Origin of the sequence: uncultured Veillonella sp. (assembly GCF_963543145.1) — a bacterium.
Taxonomy (GTDB): domain Bacteria; phylum Bacillota; class Negativicutes; order Veillonellales; family Veillonellaceae; genus Veillonella.
Genome location: NZ_CAUTZP010000003.1, coordinates 63,425 through 88,699, shown reverse-complemented (window position 1 = coordinate 88,699; position 25,275 = coordinate 63,425). Strand labels below are relative to the sequence as shown.

At 41.3% G+C, this 25,275-nt stretch carries 21 protein-coding genes and 1 other RNA gene; 8 read left to right on the top strand and 14 right to left on the bottom strand.

Annotated features, from left to right (window positions below):
- Positions 1-3: 3 nt before the first annotated feature.
- From aroA to RWZ05_RS02630, 6 genes are all read left to right on the top strand, one after another.
- Complete coding sequence (gene aroA / locus RWZ05_RS02655; RefSeq protein WP_314641853.1) at positions 4-1,272, top strand: 3-phosphoshikimate 1-carboxyvinyltransferase; 1,269 nt, start codon at positions 4-6, stop codon at positions 1,270-1,272.
- A 75-nt stretch (positions 1,273-1,347) separates the two neighbouring features.
- The gene (gene aroC, locus RWZ05_RS02650) at positions 1,348-2,442 is read left to right on the top strand and encodes a chorismate synthase (protein ID WP_314641851.1); all 1,095 of its coding nucleotides are present in this window, start codon (positions 1,348-1,350) and stop codon (positions 2,440-2,442) included.
- Positions 2,429-3,568, top strand: coding sequence for a prephenate dehydratase domain-containing protein (locus RWZ05_RS02645; protein WP_314641849.1), 1,140 nt, complete (start codon positions 2,429-2,431; stop codon positions 3,566-3,568). Before aroC ends, RWZ05_RS02645 begins: the two co-directional genes overlap by 14 nt.
- 123 nt (positions 3,569-3,691) lie before the next feature.
- Complete coding sequence (locus RWZ05_RS02640; protein WP_314641845.1) at positions 3,692-4,927, top strand: shikimate kinase; 1,236 nt, start codon at positions 3,692-3,694, stop codon at positions 4,925-4,927.
- Positions 4,928-5,269: 342 nt separating this feature from the next.
- Complete coding sequence (locus tag RWZ05_RS02635) at positions 5,270-5,887, top strand: type II toxin-antitoxin system RelB/DinJ family antitoxin (RefSeq protein ID WP_314641843.1); 618 nt, start codon at positions 5,270-5,272, stop codon at positions 5,885-5,887.
- Positions 5,884-6,174 carry a type II toxin-antitoxin system RelE/ParE family toxin gene (locus RWZ05_RS02630; protein ID WP_314641841.1) on the top strand — a complete coding sequence of 97 codons (291 nt, stop codon included), beginning with the start codon at positions 5,884-5,886 and terminating at the stop codon, positions 6,172-6,174. Before RWZ05_RS02635 ends, RWZ05_RS02630 begins: the two co-directional genes overlap by 4 nt.
- A gap of 24 nt (positions 6,175-6,198) precedes the next feature.
- Here the strand turns inward: RWZ05_RS02630 and aroD are convergent, their stop codons facing one another.
- The 3 genes from aroD to RWZ05_RS02615 form a co-directional block, all read right to left on the bottom strand.
- Positions 6,199-6,993 (bottom strand): type I 3-dehydroquinate dehydratase, encoded by a 795-nt coding sequence (gene aroD, locus RWZ05_RS02625; protein WP_314641839.1) that lies wholly within the window; start codon positions 6,991-6,993, stop codon positions 6,199-6,201.
- A gap of 321 nt (positions 6,994-7,314) precedes the next feature.
- Positions 7,315-8,550: an MFS transporter gene (locus RWZ05_RS02620; RefSeq protein ID WP_314641838.1), complete on the bottom strand. Its 1,236-nt coding sequence runs from the start codon at positions 8,548-8,550 to the stop codon at positions 7,315-7,317.
- A gap of 250 nt (positions 8,551-8,800) precedes the next feature.
- Positions 8,801-9,220 (bottom strand): RrF2 family transcriptional regulator, encoded by a 420-nt coding sequence (locus RWZ05_RS02615; RefSeq protein ID WP_314641835.1) that lies wholly within the window; start codon positions 9,218-9,220, stop codon positions 8,801-8,803.
- A 144-nt stretch (positions 9,221-9,364) separates the two neighbouring features.
- On the opposite strand from RWZ05_RS02615, the gene RWZ05_RS02610 reads away from it, so the two are divergent.
- Positions 9,365-10,732, top strand: a complete 1,368-nt coding sequence (locus RWZ05_RS02610) for an NCS2 family permease (protein WP_314641832.1) — start codon at positions 9,365-9,367, stop codon at positions 10,730-10,732.
- A 307-nt stretch (positions 10,733-11,039) separates the two neighbouring features.
- Here RWZ05_RS02610 and RWZ05_RS02605 read toward each other — a convergent pair whose 3' ends face one another.
- Together RWZ05_RS02605 and RWZ05_RS02600 are read right to left on the bottom strand one after the other, a co-directional pair.
- On the bottom strand, positions 11,040-12,344 hold the full coding sequence (locus RWZ05_RS02605; RefSeq protein ID WP_314641830.1) for a hypothetical protein: 1,305 nt from the start codon (positions 12,342-12,344) through the stop codon (positions 11,040-11,042).
- Between the two features lie 90 nt (positions 12,345-12,434).
- The gene (locus RWZ05_RS02600; RefSeq protein ID WP_314641828.1) at positions 12,435-13,196 is read right to left on the bottom strand and encodes a hypothetical protein; all 762 of its coding nucleotides are present in this window, start codon (positions 13,194-13,196) and stop codon (positions 12,435-12,437) included.
- Positions 13,197-13,553: 357 nt separating this feature from the next.
- On the opposite strand from RWZ05_RS02600, the gene RWZ05_RS02595 reads away from it, so the two are divergent.
- Positions 13,554-14,996 (top strand): amino acid permease, encoded by a 1,443-nt coding sequence (locus RWZ05_RS02595; RefSeq protein WP_314641826.1) that lies wholly within the window; start codon positions 13,554-13,556, stop codon positions 14,994-14,996.
- A gap of 78 nt (positions 14,997-15,074) precedes the next feature.
- On the opposite strand, the gene RWZ05_RS02590 is transcribed toward RWZ05_RS02595, so the two are convergent.
- From RWZ05_RS02590 to ffs, 9 genes are all read right to left on the bottom strand, one after another.
- Positions 15,075-15,647, bottom strand: coding sequence for an immunity protein YezG family protein (locus RWZ05_RS02590; protein WP_314641824.1), 573 nt, complete (start codon positions 15,645-15,647; stop codon positions 15,075-15,077).
- A 247-nt stretch (positions 15,648-15,894) separates the two neighbouring features.
- The gene (locus RWZ05_RS02585; RefSeq protein ID WP_314641822.1) at positions 15,895-17,019 is read right to left on the bottom strand and encodes a cation diffusion facilitator family transporter; all 1,125 of its coding nucleotides are present in this window, start codon (positions 17,017-17,019) and stop codon (positions 15,895-15,897) included.
- Between the two features lie 197 nt (positions 17,020-17,216).
- Entirely contained in the window at positions 17,217-18,221 is a 1,005-nt protein-coding gene (locus RWZ05_RS02580; RefSeq protein WP_314641820.1) for an RluA family pseudouridine synthase, read from the bottom strand.
- Positions 18,221-20,809, bottom strand: coding sequence for a 3'-5' exonuclease (locus tag RWZ05_RS02575; protein WP_314641818.1), 2,589 nt, complete (start codon positions 20,807-20,809; stop codon positions 18,221-18,223). The genes RWZ05_RS02580 and RWZ05_RS02575 overlap by 1 nt, the downstream gene beginning before the upstream one ends.
- A gap of 9 nt (positions 20,810-20,818) precedes the next feature.
- Positions 20,819-21,073: a hypothetical protein gene (locus RWZ05_RS02570; protein ID WP_314641817.1), complete on the bottom strand. Its 255-nt coding sequence runs from the start codon at positions 21,071-21,073 to the stop codon at positions 20,819-20,821.
- Position 21,074: 1 nt separating this feature from the next.
- Positions 21,075-21,671, bottom strand: coding sequence for a recombination mediator RecR (gene recR, locus RWZ05_RS02565; RefSeq protein ID WP_314641815.1), 597 nt, complete (start codon positions 21,669-21,671; stop codon positions 21,075-21,077).
- On the bottom strand, positions 21,672-22,001 hold the full coding sequence (locus RWZ05_RS02560; RefSeq protein WP_008602262.1) for a YbaB/EbfC family nucleoid-associated protein: 330 nt from the start codon (positions 21,999-22,001) through the stop codon (positions 21,672-21,674). It abuts the gene before it with no gap.
- A gap of 148 nt (positions 22,002-22,149) precedes the next feature.
- Positions 22,150-24,918 carry a DNA polymerase III subunit gamma/tau gene (gene dnaX, locus RWZ05_RS02555; protein ID WP_314641810.1) on the bottom strand — a complete coding sequence of 923 codons (2,769 nt, stop codon included), beginning with the start codon at positions 24,916-24,918 and terminating at the stop codon, positions 22,150-22,152.
- A 168-nt stretch (positions 24,919-25,086) separates the two neighbouring features.
- Positions 25,087-25,185, bottom strand: an RNA gene (ffs, locus tag RWZ05_RS02550) — signal recognition particle sRNA small type.
- Between the last annotated feature and the right edge of the window lie 90 nt (positions 25,186-25,275).

Here is a 25,275-nt window from a genome sequence, read left to right as displayed (position 1 = left end):
TATATGCATTCTGTAACGAACGCCATCCCTACTGGGACTATCGCGTCCATACCTGCAAAGGCCCATGCACATCGCGCATTAATTTGTGCCGCCCTCGGCAACTCACCTTCTACGATATTATTGAGCCGCACCTCTAAAGACATCGATGCTACTATGGACTCCTTGCGAGGCTTAGGCGCACACGTTGTGTATGAAAATAAAGTTGTCACTGTTACACCTGGCCCTGCACCAGCAAAAGGTAAAGTAGTTCCTCACGAATCAGGCACCACATTACGCCTTTTATTACCTGTAGCAGCATCTATCTGTAATGATGTAGACGTAGATGCTAAAGGTCGTTTACCAGATCGTCCTCTAGAGCCTATGCTAGGTGAAATGAAAGCACATGGCGTAACATTCTCTCAAGATAAACCACCCTTTACTATGACAGGTCGGCTCCAAGGTGGTAATTTCTCTATGGTAGGCGATGTAAGTAGTCAATTCTTTTCTGGACTCTTACTAGCAGCTCCACAATGTGAAGGTGTTACTATTACGTCTACCACACCACTTCAATCTAACGACTACGTAACATTGACGACTACAACCATGGCAGACTTTGGCGTTACCGTTGACCATACACCTGCGTCTGACACAGTGCAAGAATCCTTTACGGTAGCGGCCAATGCTACTTTCAAAGGTCAACATAATTATCAAATCGAAGGCGATTGGTCCAATACAGCGATTTGGATGGTCGCTGCCGCTATGACAGGCAAATCAATTACGATTACTGGTATGAACAAGAATTCTGTGCAAGCGGACCGCCGTATCATGCAAGTTATGATTGATGCCGGTTGTGATGTTGTATGGGATGGCATGAATGTGACAGTCACAGGTCGCGCCTCTAAACCAGTCCATGTCGACCTGGAGCAAATGCCTGACATGTTGCCAGTTATGGCAGCCCTCGCCTGCTCTATCCAAGGTGAAAGCGCCTTTGTTAAGGGTGCTCGCCTCCGTTTGAAAGAATCTGATCGTCTCGTAGCCGTTGCCAATCTCGTAAGAGACTTGGGCGGTACGGTGCGCGAAGATGGAGATGACCTATATATCATCGGTAGTGGTATACTTAAAGGTGGACAAGGTGATTGCGTAAATGACCATCGCCTCGTTATGGCAGGAACATTGATGGCCCTCATCAGTGAAAATCCTGTTATTTTAAAAGATAGCCAAGCTATCACAAAATCCTATCCAGACTTTTTTGAGGACTGGAACTTACTAGGTGGTAATGCACAACCGGTGTAGATTTTTAATCTTATCTGATGTGATTCAACAAATAACAATAATAGTAGTACGTACTATATAGTAGGAGTTAATATAATGGCATCTAATTTCGGTAAAACCATACAAGTATCTACCTTTGGCGCCTCTCACGGCTATGCCATTGGCGGTATCGTAGAAGGCCTACCTTGTGGACATACCATCGATATCGATGAGCTAAGATCCTTCTTGAAGCGCCGTGCGCCAGGTCAAAATCAATTACAAACACAACGTAAGGAAGCCGATGTGCCTGAATTTTTAGCAGGTATGGTGGACGGCATGCTCAGTGGTTCTCCATTGGCGTTTATGATTCGCAATACATCGCAGCACTCTAGCGATTACAATAACCTCCGCGACATTCCTCGCCCATCCCATGCGGACTTTACAGCTCGTATGCGCTACGGTGACAAGGTAGATATGCGAGGGGGTGGCCACTTCTCAGCACGCCTTACAGCCCCTCTATGCGTAGCTGGTGGCATTGCAATCCAACTATTACGTGAAAAAGGTATCGAAATCCACGGCCATTTAAAACAAGTGGGTCCGATCCAAGATACTCCTATCGATATGGTTCATCCAGATATGAAAGCACTTGCTGCAATCGCTACAGAGCCAATTGCTATGCTCGATGCAGATAAACGCAGTGAAGTAGAAAACCTTGTGATGCAACTCAAAAAGGATGGCGACTCCACAGGTGGTATCGTTGAAGTCGTTGCTACAGGTCTACCTATTGGCCTTGGCAATCCAAATTTTGACGGCATCGAAAACCGTTTAGCTCGCGTTATCTTTGGTGTGCCTGCTATTAAAGGCGTATCCTTCGGCGGTGGTTTTGACATGTGTGCAAAACTAGGCTCCGAAGTAAACGATGCTTTCACCATGGACGGTGACAAGATTACAACCACAACTAACAATAGCGGCGGTATCCAAGGCGGTATAACTAACGGCTTGCCCCTCGTTATGCAAGTAGGTATCAAGCCAACACCATCGATTTATAAAGAACAACATTCTGTGTCGCTTTCCCGAAAAGAGGACACATTGCTCACCATTAAAGGTCGTCACGACCCATGCGTAGCGCTCCGTGCAGTTCCTGTTATCGAAGCCGTTACAGCCCTTGTCATTCTTGATTTCTTAGGAGATATTGACCATGAACTTAGATGAAGTACGCGTTAAGATTAACGACATAAACGACCAAATGCTCGCCCTCTTCAAAGAGCGCATGGAACTCTCCAAGGACGTTGCGGCGGCAAAGAAAGAAATGAATAAGGCCATTTACGATGCCAAACGAGAACGGGATATTCTCGACAAAGTAACGAGAGATGCAGGCCCTGACCTCGATCTATATGCGCGCCGTTTCTTCGAGGCATTATTTAGCTTGAGCCGTACCTATCAGTCTGAACAATTATTCCAAGATAATGAGTTCACCGTAAAAATGAAAAAAGCCATCGAGCAATCCCCTACCTTGCCTCCTCAACGAGGCAGCGTAGCTTGTGCCGGCGTTTTCGGCAGCAATGCTCAAATGGCGTGTGATAAATTATTACCCCTCAGCCAAATTCACTACGTAACTGGCTTCCGTGCTGTATTCGACGCTGTAGAGTCTGGGGAATGTCAGTTTGGTGTATTACCTATCGAAAACAGCTCTAATGGTTCTGTAAAAGAGGTGTATGATCTTTTAGAAGAACGCAAATGCTATATCGTGCGCGGTACACGCCTTTGGATTTCCCATGATTTACTAGTGAAAAAGGGTACTAAATTAGAAGATATTCATACCATCATCTCCCATCCGCAAGCATTGGGCCAATGTAGTCACTTCCTAGATACATTAGACGGCGTAGAATTACGTTCCTTCGATAACACGGCTCGTGCCGCACAAATGGTGGCAGCTAGTGATGATCCAGGCGTAGCAGCTATTGCAGCACCGCAATGTGCAGACTTATATAACTTATCTCCATTGATGCGCAATATCCAAAATAGCGATAACAACTATACGCGCTTTATCTGCATCAGCAAGGACTTCCATGTGTACCCAGGGGCTAATAAAATCTCTGTAGTAACCACAGCAAGTCATGCTCCAGGGGGACTTGGTACATTGCTTACCAAGTTTGCTAATATCGGCGTAAACCTTACAAAACTTGAATCTCGTCCTATCGTAGGTCATAACTTTGAGTTCTTGTTTTACCTCGATTTAGAAGCATCCTTAGCAGATCCAAAGGTATTATCCGTTCTGGCAGAGCTTCATACATCACAAGATAAGTTCCGCTTACTCGGTAATTACCCTGAAAACTAATATATTCCTCTGTACTAGTCCCTATAAGGGCATATATAGTACAATGAATATAGCTATAAAACTCCAATGGCTAATAGGTACAAGCCTATTAGCCATTCTATGTATATTGACCTAGGAGGTCCTATGAAATTTGGTTTACTTGGCCGTACGTTGGGCCATAGCTTTTCCCCTCGCATTCACAATGCATTAGGGAATACAAACTACGAATTATTTGAGCGCGAGCCAAGCCAATTACAAGAATTCTTTGCAGATCCAGAACTACAAGGCATCAATATTACGATTCCATACAAAGTAAATGCCCTTGAGGCTTGTGATGTAGTAGATCCTCGTGCAGAGCGCATTGGCTGTGTAAATACGATGGTTCGCAAAGACGGTAAATGGCAGGGCTATAATACAGACTATGATGGCTTTGTATTTACTCTGCAACATGCTGGCATCGATGTGTCTGGTAAGGAATGTATTATCCTTGGCGATGGTGCATCCTCCGCTACGGTACACGTAGCACTTGAGGATTTAGGGTCAAAGAGTATCACTCATCTATCCCGCAAAACAGCGCCATTCTACGGTGATGCGCCTAATTACTATGAAACAGCACAGATTATTATTAACTGCACACCTATCGGTATGTATCCTCATAATCCAGCTAACCTTATTGATATTACTCAGTTTTCTAAATTAGAAGGCGTGGTAGATCTCATCTATAATCCACGCCGTACTATTTTGCTTTTACAAGCAGAAATGATGGAAATTCCTCACTGTGATGGCCTGCCATTCCTCGTAGCGCAAGGCGTTGAGGCGGCTAATCATTTCCAAGGTGAAAGCTTTGGCACAAAGGAAATCGAACAAATCTTACGAGATATGCGCCGTGAAAAGGAAAATATCATCCTCGTCGGAATGCCTGGTGTAGGTAAAACAACAGTAGGCAAAGCCCTTGGAGAAGAAATGGGCCGCACTTGCGTAGATGTAGATCACGAACTAGAAAAAGAAATTGGTGATATTTCTACCTATATTACGGAACAAGGGGAACCAGCCTTCCGTGAAAAAGAAGCGGAAATGATTGCAAAGCTGGGCACACAAACAGGCCTCGTTATCTCCACTGGTGGCGGCTGCGTAACAGTGCCTAAAAACTATGCACACCTACGCCAAAATGGTCGTATCTACCAATTAACACAACCAGTAGAAAACCTATCTACTTCTGGCCGTGTTCTCTCTAGTGGCGGCATTGAACGCTTACGCGAACTGGAAGCAACACGTACACCAATGTATGAAAGCTTTGCTCAATGCATCGTAGAACATAATCGCAATGCACCAGAAACAGTAGCGGCTATCCTACAAGACTTTGAAGCAAACCTATTGTAAGAGTTTGTTTATCTCATTTGTAAAATACTTTACAGATAAATTGGTAAGAACGGTAAGAGCTTCAACAGCTTTATAAGTAAATGTATTTACATCTGTATTTCTAGATAAAACTAAAACTCATATCATGACATCAATGATATAAACTGAAAAGCAGTAGCTATCCTAAAGATAACTACTGCTTTTTTATATGTCCTATGTATTATATATATTTGTAAAAGCTATCATTTGCAATTACAATGTAATTACAAATAAAATTAAAAAACTTATCTACCTATTAATGTAAAATCGATACAGTATTCATATCATAGCAGTCACGACCGAAAGAATATTAGGAGACATATTATGAAAACCATAAACCTACAAGTCCGCATCAACGAAGATCTAAAACAAGAAGTATCTAGCATATTAAAAGCACAAGGCCTATCCTATACATCTATGCTTGACGCACTATTTCGTCAAATCATTAAAGAACGTCGCATTCCGTTTGCCATTGCTTTACCATCGGCACCTACAGACGAAACACCGATACAAAGTACATGCAACAATAACGGCACCTACGAACAACCACAAACTACATTAAAAGTATCAGACGCTATCAGTACATACGGATCATCAACCTCAACAGAGGTGGAAATATCCTTTGATACAATTGATAAATCAGGTGTTCTTAACATCCGCATTAACCCTAAAGTAAAAACACTTACTACGGCAATACTAAAAGAAATGGGATTAACCATGTCATTATTAGTTACGCTAATCTCCAAACAAATACAGTTTTTAAAAGCAATTCCTAATTCGGTAAACAAGCCAATCGCTTGTGACTCTATGAATGCAGACTTTCTTACCGACGAAGAAATCAATCAGCTACTAGAATTGGCATATATAGACATAGAGCAAGGTAATGTAACTCCTTTAGAAGATGTTATCTCTAACTTTAAGAAAGAAGGTCTCCTTTTATGAGATATAAGATTTTACTATCTAAACTCGCTAAAAAAGACCTAAGAAATATACTTTTATCCTTAAAAGAAAAAACAGAGAATTTAAACCTTATTCTTCAACAGCAGTCAGAAATTATTGATAGTGTACAATCGCTGGATATTTTTCCCGAAAGACATCCTTTATATAACGGAAAATATAATAAGCAAAATTTACGAAAAATGGTTACAAAACATTACATTATTTTATATCGGATACATAATAATAATGTAATCATTGTTAAAATATTTGTTCAAGGTATGAATATATAAAAAGTCGGCTCTCGCCGACTTTTTTTAATGCACTTTTACGCGTTTATGTTGTTGTTCATCGAAGACACCATCTACGTCGATGGTATCGAGGATACGTTTTAGTTCATGTACATCGATTTGACCTGGTGCCGATGCTTTGCCAGCAGAGGCAAAGGTCATAGCATTACCAAATAGAGCTCCTGCAGCACGTGTAACAGACCCTAGTGGGCCCATGGCCATTGTGATGATTGGGTCTGATGGATACAAGGCTTTCACCTCAGCCGTTGCTTCCAGGAGGGTTAATACGTCACCTGTTGTATGAGGCATAATGGCAATCTTTGGCACATCGGCCAAGAATTCTTTCATTTGAATGAGACGATTTACAATAACCTCGCGACTAGGTGTGCCATGGAAATCATGATTACTCATAACTATAGTTACACCATGCACCTTGGCAAATTCTATCGTTTTAAGCATTCTATCTTGGTCAAAGAAGAGCTCAATATCGATAGCATCCACTAATCCAGTCGGAATAAGACGTTCTAGCATTGTAAAGTAATCTTGTGTAGAAATGGATTTTTCCCCACCTTCACCTTTCGTGCGCCATGTAAATAATAAAGCACGACCTTTTAATTGAGGCTTGATGAGCATTAACAGTTCAATAATAGCGTCAATGGAGTGGGCCCGCTCGTAATAGTCAATACGTAGCTCCACTACATGACACGGTGTATTACATGCTACCGCAGTGGCATCTAAAATTTCTTTCATTGTTGTGCCCACAATAGGCACACATATTTTTGTACCCTTTTCGCCGAGTACAGTATGACCGATACGGACCATAATACCTCCTTTCCGTCCCACACGGTGAGACAAATGACTTACCTTAAACTAACTATATACCAATATTTTTGTAAAAGCAATCAATCTGCTCATATTGGATTGCTATTCATAAAAAGTGTATGAAAGCCTGTTATTATGCACTAAAAATGTATTCTTAGATGAATGATTAATATTACTTTTTGTTATATCTTAGTATCTCTCTTTTGTGAAAGTTATACATATTATCCCGATTATATAATATTAGGCCTGTTACAAAAAAAGATACCTTGTTAACTGCTAAAGCAGTTTACAAAGTATCTTTTAAATCACCATATATATTAATCATGAATCATGTTGTACAGATAGTTTGCGAGATTGAAATCCCATGTAGAGTAATAACAAACCTGTAATGCCAAATACATAGGATATACCAACATAGGTGGATACAATACTAGCAAATACAGGGCCTACCATAGAGCCAAATTGTTGGGCTGTCGTAGTCATACCAAACATGCGCCCTCTAAAGCTTGGATCTGTATTGAGTGTTACAGCAGCACTCAAGGATGGATTAATACCTACTATACAAGCCCCAATTAGGACTTGTAATACACCAAACCACCAGATACCTACAGGCAAGCTTTGAAGTAATAAAACGATACCACTACCGATCATACAATAGGAAATAGTCTTAAAATAACCTCGACGTTCACCAAGGCGAACCCATAGATTTGTCGTCAAGGCCCCTGCTAAACCACCAATACTAAGGATTGTACCTGAAATAATAGCGGCCCCTTCCATAGTACCTTGCATATCCCCTACATAGAGAGCCAATATAGGTTGCAACATCATAATCGCACATTGCATAAAAAAGAAAATCCATAATAGCCGTACTAATATAGGTTGTTGTTGAACCGCTTTGAAGTCTTCACGTAAAGATGTAGATTTCGTATGGTGAGCAGCTTGTTCTTTTCCATCAGCACCCTTAGCATGTAATTTTGGTTCTTTCACAAAGAATAATACTGCCAAAGTCGCAATAAATACAGCAATACCAGATACATAAAATACAGGTCGCATGCCTACGATGTTTTCAACGGCACCACCTAAAAATGGACCAACTACATTGCCTAAAATTAAGCCTGTTTGGAATATACCAAGGGCACGGCCTACCTGTTTTTCATCAACGCTGAGGGACACCATGGTCATTGCCGCCGGATAGAATCCATTAGCAAAACCAACTAAGGCCCGCCCCATCAGTAATTGATATTGATCTGTAACTAAGCCAATTAATACATAACAGATAGCGATGGCAAAGCCTGCACGCAATGCCATCCGTTTTTTCCCTTTATTATCGGCAATCTTTCCCCATATAGGAGCCATAATCCCAGCGATAAGGAAAGTGATACCAAAGACGAGGCCAGACCAGAGGGCTACATCATCCTTTGGCACGCCTAATTCCAATAGATAGATTGGTAAGAACGGAATAATCATGGTGTAGCATATGGCAAGGACGGTCATACTAGCCGTAATAATCCATACATTGCGCATGCCCCCACGAGCATCGTATTCAGTTGTACTCATATTGACCTCCCCTCCTATAATCGTATCGCTTATATCGCTCGTTTAGCTCATTAAACGTATCTAGCTCATCAAGCAACTGAACTTATTTACTCAGAATTAATATAGATATAAAGAAGAGCCGCATACGAAACGCGACTCTTTCAATACATAACCTAACAGATAGCCATATCAATAGGTACTAGCTAGTACTAATACTACTTATACTACTAACACTAGTGCTTATACTGAAACATCTAGATTAGGCTATCATTTATTCCGTTGGGAATTTGTGATCCATTACGTCTTGCAAGGAAACGCGTTCCATTACATGACGAAATTCATCTTGCAAATACTGCCACAATGGAGCAGTCAAGCAATCGTTAAACATAGGACATGGCTCTACATCGTCCTCTAAACAAGATACGAGAGCAATAGAGTCCTCTGCAGCATATAAAATTTCATATACATTGTATTCAGATGGAGACTTCACCAAGCGATACCCACCATATTTGCCACGGCCGCTTTTAACGAGGCCAGCGGAGGATAAGCGAGATACAATCCCCTCTAAGTATTTATCGGAAAAGCCTTGGCGTTCTGCAATTTCACGAATTGGTACATTTTTTTCTACCCCGTATTCTGCAATATCCGCCAATATCCGTAAGGCATAGCGCCCTTTTGTAGATATTTTCATAAGTTAACCTCTAAGTCATTTCATAATATATTTATAGTATATCACAAATTCATACAAAAAATGGTGGGAAATATGATACACTATACATATATCGAAATATTTTATTTGGGTATTTTTTAATTTAATATGGGAGGATGTTATCTAATGTTAGATAAACTATTTCAACTCAGTGAACGCGGTACAACTGTTAAAACCGAAATTTTAGCTGGTATTACTACGTTTATCACGATGGCGTACATCCTATTCTTGGCGCCAAACATTCTTAGTCTTGCAGGCATGGATAAAGATGCAGTCCTCATCGCCACAGCGTTAGGCGCTGGTCTCGTAACGATTTCTATGGGGTTATTCGTTAACTATCCGATTGCTCTCGCTCCTGGGGTTGGTCTCTTAGCCTTTTATTCCTTCACCGTAGTTCTCGGTATGGGCGTAACTTGGCAAACGGCATTGGGTGCGGTATTCATTTCAGGTCTCGTATTCCTCGTATTAACACTTACATCGATACGACAAATGATTGTTGAAGGCATCCCCGCCTCTATGAAGGTTGCCATTACCGTTGGTATCGGCCTCTTCATCGCTATCATCGGCTTAAAACTATCTGGCTTGATGGCAATCTCTATTAGTTTGTCTCCAAACTCCTTAGGCCAAGTTGTACAAACGCACGGTAATTTAGTGCCCCCTGCGTCCGAAGCGCTCTTAACGCTTGGTAATTTGCATAGTGGCGAAACATTGTTGGCTCTATTCTCCCTCATCTTTACAGCTCTATTGATGGCTCGTAAAATTCAAGGTTCTCTCTTGATTGGTGTGGCAGCAACAACAATTCTTTCCTACGCTACCGGCCTTTCCACAATGCCTGAGAACTTCACTGTATTGGCAGTGCCTGATTTCTCTAAGGCAGCATTCCTTCAATTAGATATTCCTGGTGCGCTCCATATGGGCTTAATCACGATTATCTTCTCCTTTACCTTCGTAGAATTGTTCGACTCCATGGGTACTTTAATTGGTACTGCCACAGAGGCAAAAATTGCAGACCCTAAAACTGGTAAATTCCCAGGTCTTGGGAAAGCTATGACTGTCGATGCTATCGGCGTTAGTGCAGGCGCATTGCTCGGTACTTCTACGATTACTGCCTTTGTTGAAAGTGCGGCAGGTGTAGGTGCTGGTGGCCGTACAGGCTTAACAGCTGTCACAACAGGCGTATTATTCTTGCTCTGCTTGTTCTTGGCCCCAATCGTTTCCTTGGTGCCAAATGCAGCAACCTCTCCTGTTCTTATCATCGTTGGTGCCCTCATGTTAGGTGCTATTAGAAATATCGACTTCGATGATTGGACAGAAAGCTTCCCGGCATACCTGGTTATCGTTTTGATGCCTTTCACATATAGCATCGCTAACGGTATCTCCGCAGGTCTCGTTGTATATCCTCTACTTAAAATCGCTTCTGGTCGTGCAAAAGAGGTTAACTGGATTATGTACGTATTGGCGGTACTCGTTATCATCCGCTACGTATTCTTCTAATTAACGTATGGCCCATAATTATGCTATTAATGAAAGTTAATTTATATTAGTATGCTCATAATTATGCTATTAGTGAACGCTAAGCTATATTAAATGGCTATAAATTCAATACTGTGCTAAGAACTAAGTATATGTAAATTACATATACTAAAAGAACCTATCTCTAAAGATATTACTGAACCGCCCCCCTTAATGTTAAAATTTTTGGTCTAACATTAAGGGGGCGGTTCACACTGTAATATTTAAGAGATAGGTTCTTTTTTTTGTACTATTTTCTTAGGAAAAACTAATACCAGGTACTAACGAATTATTTTACACCAATTAAATCTGAACGACTTGGATCGATATCTTTTAAAGGCACTACATGATCTTTATAAAACTCTGCTTCAGATGCTTTCACAGGCACTTGGAAGAACAAGAAATATGCCATATTATCCTTGTACCAGCTAACACTACGCACGAGTCCTTTATCTACATCACCTGTATAGTGCACATCTCCTATTGGAGTAGAGTCAGTCCACTGTACGTCATGGTACTCCATTGGAATATATTCTTCAGGCCATACAGTATCCATAGAGTAGCTCATGCGGAAGACCATAGTATGATTTACCCAACGGCCACTCCGTTCTTGGTACTCTTTACCATCCTTCCAATATACAGTTTCTAATACATCATTATCATAATAATGCGTAGCATAGTATGTATACCCAAGAGGTAAATAACTTGGTACAGATACGTCATAAGACATCTTATGAGATGCATTAATTACACCGCTAGGTAAGCCGATGGATTTGCTCGTAAGTATAGGCCACACAGAATTTGTATGTGTACGCACTGGTAAAGGAATCGTTTCATAAGGAGTCCAATCTACTTCAGTATTTTGCTTAACATTTTCTTCAATGTTTTGTTTATCATTTCGATCACCACGTAATTGAGTATCATCAGCGGCTACGTTACTCAAAGGACCTACAGAATCTACAATTTTGCTTACATAGTTTTGGTTTCTTGGAGAAGCAAAGTAGAGCATATACACTTTATTATCTTTTTCCCAGTAAGCAATTTGAATAGCGTCTTTGCGAGAGCCTAACGTATGTACAGAGATCCCATTAGGAGTAATAAAGTTAACGGCATCCTTAGCATTGTATTTTGTCTTTTCCAATATAGGCTTTACTACGGTATCGCTAGCCCAACCCATACGATATACAATATCTGTATTAGAGAAGGTTAATTTCGGACCATATGCTCCATCATGGCCCGTTTCCGTATATACAATTTCTAATACGTCATGATCCTTAGCCTTTACATCCCGTACTGCATAATCTTCAGGCATATAAGACGGCACTTGTAATGGATAACCAAACTCCTGTACGGCGCTCTCAATATTAGTGTTAACTATATCATTATCACCAACTTGATCATACCAGCGATAACGATCCATAAGTTTTTGATTATCATCGATTGTTTTCTGATTATCTACATCTCGTTCAACAGGAACAGTATTACCATTTTTATCTATTAATGGATATGTGGCACTAACGGGTTGTACCCCAAGCGTGCTGACTGCAGTAGCCATCGTGGCACATAAAATAGTAGCTCTTATTATTTTTTTCATATTCTCTCCTCTTTATAAGCGCTTACAAATTCCACCACTATTACACAATATAGTATTCTAAATACAATTTGTATAACATCAGTTTATCTGCTAAGGAATCATTCGTTCCTTATTATATTCATCAATTGTTTTGTTTGAAATCTTCGTAACCGGATAGTTTCCTAATAAGTCATAACGTGAGCTATCTATAGTTTTTACAGGCACCACATGTTCCTTATAGAATTCAGCATCCACAGCTTTCACAGAATCCAAGAAGAATAAGGAGTACGCCATACCACCTTCCGTCCACGTAATGCTACGGATCAATTGTGCTTCTGGATTACCTGTGTAATATACCTTGCCAGATTCACCTTGTTCAGACCATTCATAATCTTTATACTCAGCTGGAATATACGGTGTATCTCTTACGGTATCCAAGGAATATCCCATTCGATACGCCATTATATGTCCAATAAATTTTTCCCCCGCCTCATAGATAGGCCCACCTCTCTTGTAATATACAACCTCTAGTACATCATTTTGATCGTGACGTGCTGTATAAAGCTGATATCCATAAGGTATATAACTAGGTACTTCAGCCTCATATGGCAATTTCTGAATAACCTCTGCTACCCCCTTAAAGTTACGAGCACTTTCTTGAGTCATCATAGGCCATCCTACTAATTGCAATCTTGGTATTTGTATAATTGCAGAAGCATTATCTATCTTAGGTGTAGCATTTTCAGAATTAGATAGGGCCTCAGAATTATTAGTAGATACAGACTGATCAATAGTATCTGCTGATACATAGCTTGCAGATAGTAAACCAACAGCTATCGCCGCTAATATCGTCTTACACATTATGTTTCTCATATTCTCTCCGCTTATAAAAATTTATAATATACTTCACATATATAATGATATATTTCTTTATTTATATCAGAAACACTATTATTATTCTGTTGCTCGTGCTACTTCATAAAACCTTTATAAAACCTATCCTGAAAGTAAGTCCTACTAATAAGAGAGCTATATTATATTTATTTTGTATTCATTTTGTATAAAAAAATCCTATTGAACGCTATATGTCTACTACAAAAATACATTTGACTTTTTAGAATAGATACTGTATTATAAGAAAATAGTTTTATAGATTCTATAGATTATAAAAGCTATGGTCATCCATGGCTTTTTATATTTGTAGATGGTTTGTAGAAAAGAGGTCTTACTATGTCTGATACACATCAGTTAAAACGGGGGCTTAAGAACCGGCACGTACAGTTGCTTGCCATCGGCGGTGCTATTGGTACAGGCTTATTCTTAGGCTCCGGCCGAGGCATTCACTTGGCTGGTCCATCCATTATTTTCGCCTACCTTATTACAGGTATTATCTGCTTCTTCATCATGAGAGCATTAGGCGAATTGTTATTATCCAACTTGAATCACCACTCCTTTATCGACTTCGTGGAAGATTATTTAGGTGATCGAGCTGCCTTTATCACAGGATGGACATACTGGTTCTGTTGGCTTTCACTAGCCATGGCTGACTTGACAGCCGTTGGCCTCTATATGCAGTACTGGATACCGTGGCTGCCACAATGGATACCAGCCTTGCTCGTCCTAGTCGTCCTGTTATTAATGAATTTAACAGCCGTAAAATACTTTGGTGAAATGGAGTTCTGGTTTGCTTTAATTAAGGTAATCGCCATCATTTCCCTCATTATTATCGGTCTTATCATGATCTTCACAGGCTTTACTACTGATGCGGGTGTCGCCGCCTTTAGTAATATGTGGAATTATGGAGGCTGGTTCCCGAACGGTACGATGGGCTTTATCTTATCATTCCAAATGGTTGTATTTGCTTTCACAGGCATTGAACTTGTAGGTCTCACAGCTGGCGAAACAGAAGATCCTGAAAAAGTTATTCCTATGGCTATTAACAACATTCCATTGCGTATTATTTTGTTCTATGTGGGCTCTTTAGTCATCATCATGAGCATTTACCCTTGGACGGCCGTTAACCCATCTGCTAGCCCATTTGTAGCCGTATTTACCGCTGTTGGTATCGCGGCTGCTGCAGGTATTGTAAACTTTGTAGTGCTCACATCAGCTGCATCGGCCACTAACTCTGGTATCTTTAGTACAGGCCGTATGATTTACGCCCTTGCTAAACGAGGTCATGCACCTAGCTCCATGCGTCGCTTAACGCACAGCAGCGTACCGTATCAAGCAACGATTTTCTCGGCTGCCGTATTATTGATCACTGTTGTACTTAACTACGTAATGCCTGAAGCAGTATTCGTTATGATTACATCTATCTCTACCTTCTGCTTCATCTTTATTTGGGCGATGATGGTTATTTGTCACCTCAAATATCGCAAAAAAAATCCTGAAATAGCGGCACAATCTAAATTTAAAATGCCACTATATCCAGTAATAAATTATGTGATTCTCGCCTTCTTCGTTTTCGTTCTAGCTATTCTAGCGCTAAATGAAGATACGCGAATTGCCCTCTTATTCACACCAATTTGGTTCCTTATCCTTTGGGCCTTCTACTCCATGCTTAATACGGACGATGAAGATGCTCTCAGTGAAGAACTTATCGAGATGGCCGGTGTAAAAGAAATTTACAAAAAACCGAAAAAAGACGATTCTGACGACTACATAATCTAATAAAAGAGGATTACATAAGCGAATAAAAGATGTCTGCCTAACTTAACAAAACGCCCGTGCATAGCACGGGCGTTTCTTTTACTTCATAGTAGGGAAGTTTTGTTGTTCATATTGTTGTTGATACGCTGCAAGATTACTTGTATCTTCATCGTAGTTAAAGATCGTTTTACTGCGATATCCACCTTGCGTAATGATGATATCGATAGAGGAAGGTACCTCTTGACCAGTACGTTGTAAATGGTTAACTAGCTCTTGTAGAGCTTCAATTTGGCGGTTGGAACCAGCCATGTATTTACCTTTAGATAAACCTGTATTTCTAATAACTTGACCATTATGTACTTGGCCTCTATTATCTGTGTAATAGAAACGTACAGCCCCCTTATCTCCCGTAGGCACTGCTTTAACATAAATAGTCTTCCAGTTCTTTTTAACCATCCCTTTAGTAACATCTGCTAACTTATTAGACAAACGTTGTGTCTCTTTATTAGTAGCTTTGGAAACACCATTTACCTGTTGAATTTCATCATTCATAGGCATTTCGATAGGTGATACCACTGGATCTTGTTGTACTTTTTTCGCATCTGCAGGCTGAACCGCCAACACACCTACGGCTGCCATTACAGCTAATGTTGTAAGAGCAATTTTTTTCATTCTATCTCTCCTTAGTCAGGTTACACTAAAACAAATTATATTATATGGATTATATCACTTTATCTCAAGTCATTCTTCTTTTTCAGAACTAGTACGCTTGATTATTTGATTCCATCGCAACATAGAATCACCTCTCTCTTATGTATAGTATAACTAAATCTCTAACCTAATAAAAGAAAAGGCTTCAACCAATACCCGACAAAACTTATTCTGTCGAGTATTGATTGAAGCCTTTATGTTTATACTATTAGTTACTGAAGTCAGTATCCACAATAGCGAATTGTGTATATTCAGGGCAGCGTTTTTGCATTTCTGCTTTAATTTTTTCTAATGTACCATATGGATCTTCTTCGTCAAAGTCAAAGATAATATCGTAGTAGATAACTTTCTTTTCTTCTTGTACGTAGAACGCATGTACTTGTACTACATGTGTATATAGACTCACAACTTGGTCGAGAGCTTGTCTTATTTCAAGTACTTCTACACTAGGTTGGTTTTCAGCATATACGCCAACGGTCATGGCAATACCAAATTTTTTATAAAGATGAACGGCGATACCTTTAGTTAGTGGATGAATATCTGCCATTGTCAACGTATCTGGCACTGTAATATGAACGGAACCAATTGTTTCACCAGGACCGTAGCTATTTAATACTAAATCATATACACCGCCCACATTTGGATGTTGTGCGATAGTTTCTTTAATTTCACGAACTAAATTATCATCTGCACGAACGCCAAGCAAGTGATTATACATTTCTTTTAAAATGTCATAAGCAGCTTTCAAAATTAAAACAGAGATTGCCGCACCTACATAACCTTGAATATCAAAGTTAAAGAAAAATACTAACGCTGCAGATACTAATGTGGCAAAGGTGATCACCGCATCAAAGAGCGCATCGATACCAGATGCTACAAGAGCATCAGATTTGTATTTCTCACCTTGTGACTTAATATAACGGCCCATCACTACTTTTACAACGATAGCAACGGCGATAATCGCCAAGCTTGGCACATCAAAGGTAGATACCTCAGGATGAATAATTTTTTCTATGGATTCCTTAAGGGATCCAAGACCTGCACCAAGGATGATGAAAGCAATAGCCATCGTAGTCATATACTCTATACGACCGTGACCAAATGGATGCTCCTTATCGGCACCTTTTGCGGCTAATTTTGTACCAACAATAGTCAACACAGAGGACAACACGTCTGTTAAATTGTTTACCGCATCAAGGATGATGGCGATAGAGTTAGACGCAAGGCCTATAATCATTTTAAAGATAACTAGAACGATATTACCGATAATACCTTTTATACTAGCAAGCGTAATCCCCCGATTACGTTCTACACTATTTTCTTGCAAAATCATACTATACCTCTTACATTCATTTCACTAAGCTATCAAATCGAAGCCTATCGATTTGTCTATATACCTATTATAGCTTATTGATTATCATTTGTCATTATTTTTTTGAGTATTTTTTTATAAAAACCATTGATTTTACTAAGTTATCAATAATTCTCATTTCTCAATTAGGATGTTTGATGTATTGTGACTTCACAATCTTATGCAGTAATCGTAATACGCTCGCCTGTGCGCATGTGTGTAAATACAACCTTTTGGGCTCGCAATTGGAAGGGCTGCCCCGTTGGTTGTGCGCCATATAATGTATCCCCTACGAGAGGGTGACCTATATGGCTGAAAGCTACACGAATTTGATGTGTTTTTCCTGTGTACAAACGGACTAAAACCTCTGTATATCCACATTTAGGTGAGTTATACACAGATTTGTCCACATTTTGACCACTTTTATCCACATTCGATAGTTCTATATCCACATTTTTTGATGTTATATCCACAGATTTTGGGGACTTATTCACAGAGTTATCCACAGGTTGTGATTGATGTCTACGTAGGACGGAATAGTCTGTACGAGTCTCTTTTCCCTTAGGATTTACTTCGTAATGAATCCCATCAGCACTACGTTCCATAGATAATATCAAGGAATCCGCATCAGCTTCTACGATGCCTTCCACAGTAGCCATATACCACTTTTCAAAGGTATTATCATCCATTTGCTGTTGATAAAGACTTTGAGCTAAACCACTTTTAGCAATCACAATACAGCCCGTTGTATCTCTATCTAAGCGATTCAAGAAACGCACCTTTCGCTTAATGCCATGATTTTTAAAGTAATACGCCACACCATTGGCAAGGGATACTTGGTCTTTAGAGTTTACCGTCACACCAGCTGGTTTATCCACAATGAGCAGATCATCATCTTCATATAGGATATGTAGATCCATTTCAATGGGTTCGTAATCTATTTTTTCCTTCGCCATGGCAATCCAAATCTCGTCACCTTCGGAGATAACATCCTTTGGCATCGCCTTATGTCCGTTGATATGGATTAACTTTTCCTCAAATAACTTTACTAAAGACTTGCGAGGATATTGAGTATCTAATACTTCACCCAATGTAACATCCTGTTTTCCCCTATGGGCAGTCTCTAGATCTGCGGCGGTTACTGTCCACAAAATATCATCTGGACGATGTGTTTTTCGCGCCATTAGTATCTCCTTTCTACGAGCTCATTGTCTCGTGGCATATAGTTTAGTAGCGAGCTTGGTTGAACCGCTCGGCCACGTATATTCGTCTGTTCAAAGGTAATGGTCAGCTCTTGCTTAGGGCGCGTAATGGCCACATAGAACAAGCGCTTTTCTTCATCTTCACGACCTTCTGCAATAGCAAACGGGCTTGGGAAGGTACCTTCGTTGAGGCCCGCCAGGAACACATGGTCAAACTCGCTTCCCTTTGCTTGGTGGATGGTAATGATAGGAATGCGATCTTCATTGCGTACCTGTTGAGCTGGCTCACCAGCTGTAAGGGCTGCCATCTGCAAGATTTGATTTAATCGAGCTAAACCAACGGGCCCTTCATAGGCAGCATCTAGTTTTTCCATAATGCGATACAAATCGCGTATATGCTCTACCTTTGCCCCTTCCCCATGGGATTTATAGTATTCCAGAACCCCCATTTGATTCATAATATACGCCAATAACTTCGTTGGCAATTCCGTATAGGCCTTTCTACGTAATGTCGCCATTTGGGACGCAATATTGGTGAAAGCCGCTTTATACTTATTAATTGCCACCATACGACCGGTCGTTGTAGGTACGATATTTTCTTTTACTGCATAGATTAAAAGCTGTGCAGTAGCCAAGATATCGTCCATCGCATTGTGCGTAGGCTCATGATTAATAGGAAACTGCTCCGCTAGGAAGCCCAATTTATGATTTGGCAAATTAGGATAGAATCTACGATAGATGTCTAATGTATCGTAAATAGCCTTGAACTCTGGATTACCTAAATTATGTCGTGCCAACTCATTAGTAAAAATGGATACGTCATAATTTACATTGTGGCCTACAATAATAGCATTCTTGGAGAATTCCTTAAAGGCTTGTAGTACTATAGCTGGCTCTTCGCCATGTTCTTGTAAATATGTATCGGAGAAGCCGTGTACCTCTTCGGATTGCCCCACAGGTACGCCCGGGTTGATAAATCGTTCAAAGGTCTCAAGGACCTGCCCATTTTCATCGATACGAATGGCTGCAATTTGAATGATACGATCTTGGGACGTATCGGTACCAGTACTTTCTACGTCATACACCACGACCTCATGATTTTCTAAGCCACTAACGAGCTTCGCATAAGGCTCGGCCTCAAAGATAGGCATATCCATAAAGTCCGTCAATTTTAAGCCTACTTGACGCGTCTCAGGACTTTCAATAGCGGCAATACGCGCATCACCAATGCCCGCAACATAGCGTTTTATAATGCGCTTAGCGCTGACGGAATCATTCGGGTTCATAAGCAGCTTAAAGTAAGCCATAACATCTTTGATTTCTTGACGTCTAAAAAATTTAAACTCGTCAATAATCATAAAGTGACGATGTTCCTCTTCAGGTTTTTCATTATTAAGGCGTTCAAAGGAATCGCTCAGCCGTTGCGCTTTTTTATTATCTCTTACCAGAACACCAATATTGGCATCCTTTGGCAAGGCGCAGATAGCTTCATAAATATATCGGCCCTCAAGATAGCTATTTTTACAGCCTTTAATAAGAACAGGCTTGCCCTTGCTTTCACTATTGGCGCGAGGCAGTTCAGTATAGATAGAGCCCACCAGATCAAGGAACATATTCTGCAATGTTTTGAAAGCCATCGTAAAGAGCGTCCAGTTAGAGCGGTAGTTTTCGTAGAAAATGATTTTTAAAGGCTTAAAATCCGCATCAAAGTGCTTGAGCAAACGGAACGGATCAGACCCACGCCATTCGTAAATGGTTTGGAAATAGTCACCGCATAATAGGACGTGATTACCTTCCCAAAGCATTTCTAACACCTTGTACTCTAGTACGCCTGTATCTTGCATTTCATCTACAGAAATATAGTTGTAACGGCTGCGCCAACGCTCCCGAACGACTGGATCTTGGAATAGGCGATGCACACCACAAATGAGATCTGTAAAGTCGAGACCATGTACAGAGGCTAAGCTTTCATCATAAGCGGCAATCCATTCGTGACCATGGTTCAAGAAGTCATGGAGCTCACTATAAAGCACATTGCCAAAACTAGAGAACTGTTGCTCAATAGCAGGACGCTGCTCCTTCTGCAAACGCTCAATAGTTCGTTTATAATCGCCTACCAGATCATCAGAATAAAAGCCATATAAGGAGCGATATTCTTTTACCATGGCGATGATGTTAGTAAAGGACATTTCTCGCAATTTACCTGGACGGTACGGTTCAGACAATTCCTTGCAATCCTCTTCATCAAAGATGGTTACATCCGTGTACAAGGTTTCATTGCGTTTTCCTTCTTGTTGAAGAACGAAAAAGCAAAAGCTGTGGAATGTACTAACCTCCACAGCCTTTGCAGGACTGCCTACGAGCGATTGAATGCGGTCTTTCATCTCATTTGCGGCCTTGTTCGTAAAGGTCATGCACAAGATATTCTCCGCCTTCGCATAGCCGCCCTCGATGAGGTGAGCCACTCGATAAGCAAGTGTATTCGTTTTTCCCGTCCCAGCGGACGCTAACAAGAGGATATTCTGTTCCACTTCATCAATAACGCGTTGTTGTTCACGATTGATAAGCATAAGGTCCTCCTATTTTAAAAAGCCGTACCATCCGGCAGCAATGAGCATTGGAATAGGGCCTAAAATAGCTGTTAATGCCCAAGTACCTAATCCAATATCCATAGGAATATTGAGTACATTCACACATACCCAATATGTTAAAACACCTGTTACGGCATTAATAACCACCCGTTTAATAGTAAAAAATGCTACTTTGAAAGCAATGTAGGCTACAGCAACGGATACAACCGCCGAAATAATCGGTGATGCTAATAAAGCTTCCATATTATCCTTTCATTTCTTGGCGGTTCACTACAGCACCGCCTAACGTTAATTCGTCCGCATATTCAATATCGCCACCCACAGGAACACCGCGGGCAATACGCGTTACCTTAATGCCACTTGGGCTTAATAAACGCGCCAAATAGAGAGCTGTTGCCTCCCCTTCTACGTCTGGGTCAGTAGCGAGGATAACCTCTTGTACGACACCATCCCGAAGGCGGGCAATCAATTCTTTTACCCGAATATCGTCAGCACCGATGCCCTCCATAGGGGATAAGGCACCTTCCAATACGTGATATAAGCCCTTATAATCACCACTGCGCTCGATAGCAATAACATCGCGAGAAGTTTCAACGACCATAATCGTCGTTTGATCTCGGTTCGGATTGCTACAGAATTCGCAAGGGTCTTGAGCTGATAGGTTAAAGCAAATAGAACAGTGACGCGTAGCCCCCTTCGCTTCTACGATGGTTTCCACGAGACGGTCTACCTCTTCCTTCGGCATTTCTATCAAATGATAGGCCAAGCGTCTAGCCGACTTAGAACCAATACCTGGCAAGCGGCGCAACTGCTCTACGAGCCGTTCTAAAGCATTTGTCATTTAGAATAAACCTGTTGGCAAGTTAAGACCACCAGTTACTTTGCCCATTTCTTGAGCCAAGAGGTCATCTACTTTTTTGCTAGCTTCGTTTACAGCAGCCATCACTAAATCTTCTAACATTTCTACGTCTTCAGGATCAACTGCAGTGGGGTTCAATTTCAAAGACTCGATGATTTTTTCACCGTTCATCACAACTGTTACAGCACCGCCACCAACGGAAGCCTCTACTGTACGAGTTTTTAATTCTTCTTGCATTTTCTTCATATCTGCTTGCATTTTTTGAACTTTTTTCATCATGCCAGCCATATTGCCCATACCTTTACCAAACATTGTATTTCCTCCTTTTTAGGACCTGCGTCCTTACTACTATTCTATGTTTAACACCATGAAAATATGCCACATAGATTCATAACTTGTATTGTCATCCAAAGCCCTTTAGGCCAAAGGATATGACTCAATGATATAGATTTCTAAACTTTTATTCTTCGATGACCTCTACGATGATGTCGTGGTCTTCAGATAGTTTTTCTAATGTTTCTGCCAAAAGAGGATTGTTTCGCTCCTCTTCCGTCATATTTGCTGGGTTCCATGCATATTCACGAGCAACTGTCACACTATCGATAGGTGCGACCTCAATAGGTGCTTGTGAAAGCATAGCATTGCCAGCATTTAGATTTGGGGTTCCCTGCTCTTGTTCGCCCCTATCAGACTTTGGGACAGCTTCTACCTCGATATGTGCACCGCTATCCATAGGGCGTTCTAAAACCTCCCCATCTTCACTGATAACAGTGACGCTATCTAATGGATGTGGCGGCATATCCTCTAAGGATGATACATAGGATTCCTCCATATCATCTACAGGCACATCATCAAAGGAATGAACAGGAATATCATCGCCTTCCATAGAACCTGCTAATGACTCAATAGGAATCTCCCCATCAGGCACCTGAGTAGATGGACTACCATCAAAGGATGTAATCGGCACATCCCCACTAGATGGTAAGGTTTCTGCTCCGACCGCACTCGTACCAGCACTAGATGTATCACTTACAGCAGCACCGCCTGCCTTCTTTGCTAAGAATGCTAACGCTGCCGCCTTTGCCGCATCTACCGCTGCGGAATCAGGTTTACTAGATTGTTCATCAGTTGTAGAACTGCCAACCGGTGCATTGCTAGATTGTGAGCTTTGTGAAACGCTACTGCCTTGAGGCGTATTAGCACCTTGTGAGTTATTTGCAACTTGTACGCTACCTTGAGGAGCTGATGGACTTGTTAAATCCATTTGCGTTGGTTGACCACCAGAGGTCTTCTGTACATCCACCATTGGCTCTTGTGGGCGCTGCGGCGCTTTTACTTGGCGCTGTGTCGTACTGCCAGAGGCCTTTTTATAGTCTTTGTAAACTTGTGTGAGAGCATCAACGATTTCTACATGTACTGGATAACCCAGTGTATAGGTGAAAGCATCTGCCGCTTCTGCCAGGTTTACTTCGTTCGTCATTACATTGAGGTGCAATGTATTTTTGAAAGCCATTACCGCTTTGCTTTGGTCTACGTACACGAGCTGACCTTGACCAATTACGGTAGAGGTCATATTGCGGTTGCTATCCTTCAAATATTTAATAACATTAGACTGTACATTGCGATACTCTTGTGCTGACAAGATATGATCACTAATAATCGCCTGAGTACTAATACCTTTTTTGCCACATCCTGTAGTTTGTTTCCTTGCAGGTCGTTGTGGGGCACCTCCCGTATTTGGCGGTGGTGCCATTCCAACCCCACCCATAGGAGGCGGAGCCATGCCCACTCCATTTATAGGAGGTGGCGTGCTACCTGGAGCTCCCATCGGCGGAGGTGTCATGCCTACACTCATAGGTGGTGGCGTCATCCCTACACCACTCGGTGGTGCTTCTCTAACCATAGTATGGGGGGCGTTATTCATGGATTCATTCTGTCCACTCGCCGCATTTTCAACAGGAACAAAGCTATTTGAATAACCGCCTTGTGGTGGTCCGAAGGAATTAGCACCGTAAGCAGGTGCAACTGCGACAGCTGGGCCTCGTTGTTCTAATTGAGCCATGCGGTTCAATAGATCATTGCGCTCAGACCGTTCTGAAGATTCTAATGCATACACACGGTCTTCTAAGCTTTCATCAACAGAGCCTAATTTAGCACATAAAACGAGCAAGCCCATTTCAATAATGGTCCGTGGATTATCCACTTGTTTTGCATCATTCATGATGGATTGCGCACTGCGCACATATTGGTTCAGTTCATTAAAATCGATGCTATTGGCTTGAGCTAGGAATTCATCCTTAAAGGCATCGTATACCTTGAGCTCATCCGCATCAGGTGCGACCTTGCCAACTAGCAAGGCCCGCACATGTTGAATGAGAGCTTCCATAATCTGCGTTGCATCGCGACCTTCTGCTAGGGCATCGTGGATATAGGACAACAATTTAGGTCCATCACCATTGCGCAACGCATCAAGGAAATGAATAATCCATTCCTTGCTAACAAGACCAATCAGTTCTTCTACAACTTGAGATGTAATAGTCCCCGTTGCCATCCCTGCACATTGGTCTAAGATACTCAAGGCGTCACGCAACCCACCGTCAGCATGGACCGCAATGAGCTGAGCCGCTGCAGGATCTAAAACAAAGCCTTCTTTTTCCGCTACATAGGATAGACGCTGTGCGATATCATCAGACGTAATACGTCTAAAAGTATAACGCTGACAACGCGATACAATCGTAACAGGCAATTTTTCAATTTCTGTGGTAGCGAAGATAAACATAACGTGAGCTGGGGGCTCTTCGATAGTTTTTAAAAGCGCATTCCACGCTTCGGTCGTAAGCATGTGGGCTTCGTCGATGATGAATACTTTTTTACGGCCCTCAACAGGCATAAATTTGACGCTTTCACGAAGGGCACGCACCTCATCGATACCACGATTGGAGGCGGCGTCGATTTCAAGAACATCCATGGACTGGCCGCTCAAAATCGATTTACAAGCACTACACTCGTTACAAGGGTGATCCGTTGGCCCATGTTCACAGTTGATAGCACGCGCAAAAATCTTTGCCATACTCGTCTTACCAGTCCCTCGCGGGCCAGCAAATAGATACGCATGAGCCACCTTATCCTCGCGGATAGCGCGCATCAATGTATCCGATACCTGATGCTGACCAACCACATCGGTAAACGTCTGCGGACGGTACTTACGATATAACGCAATATATGCCATTGGAACACCCCCTTTTTCCGAAAATTACAATACTTTATTATACCATATTCAGGAAAATCTGACTCATTTTCTAGAGTTCCATCATTAATTTATACGATTCATTTCCATCCATCAATTAGACATAAAAAAAGCGGCCCCTTAGGCCGCCTTGCAATATTCGATCACGACAGCCCCCGGGGTCCCCGTGGCACATGAAGGTTACCGCTTAGTGCTGCTACCTCTCAGTCCTGACACGATTCACAGGCCCCCATTGCACGGGCCCGAGAACTGCCATGATCCAATATTGCAATACAAATATTATACATGAAAATACCTCTATAGTCAAAACTATAGAGGTATTTCACATATTTTATATAA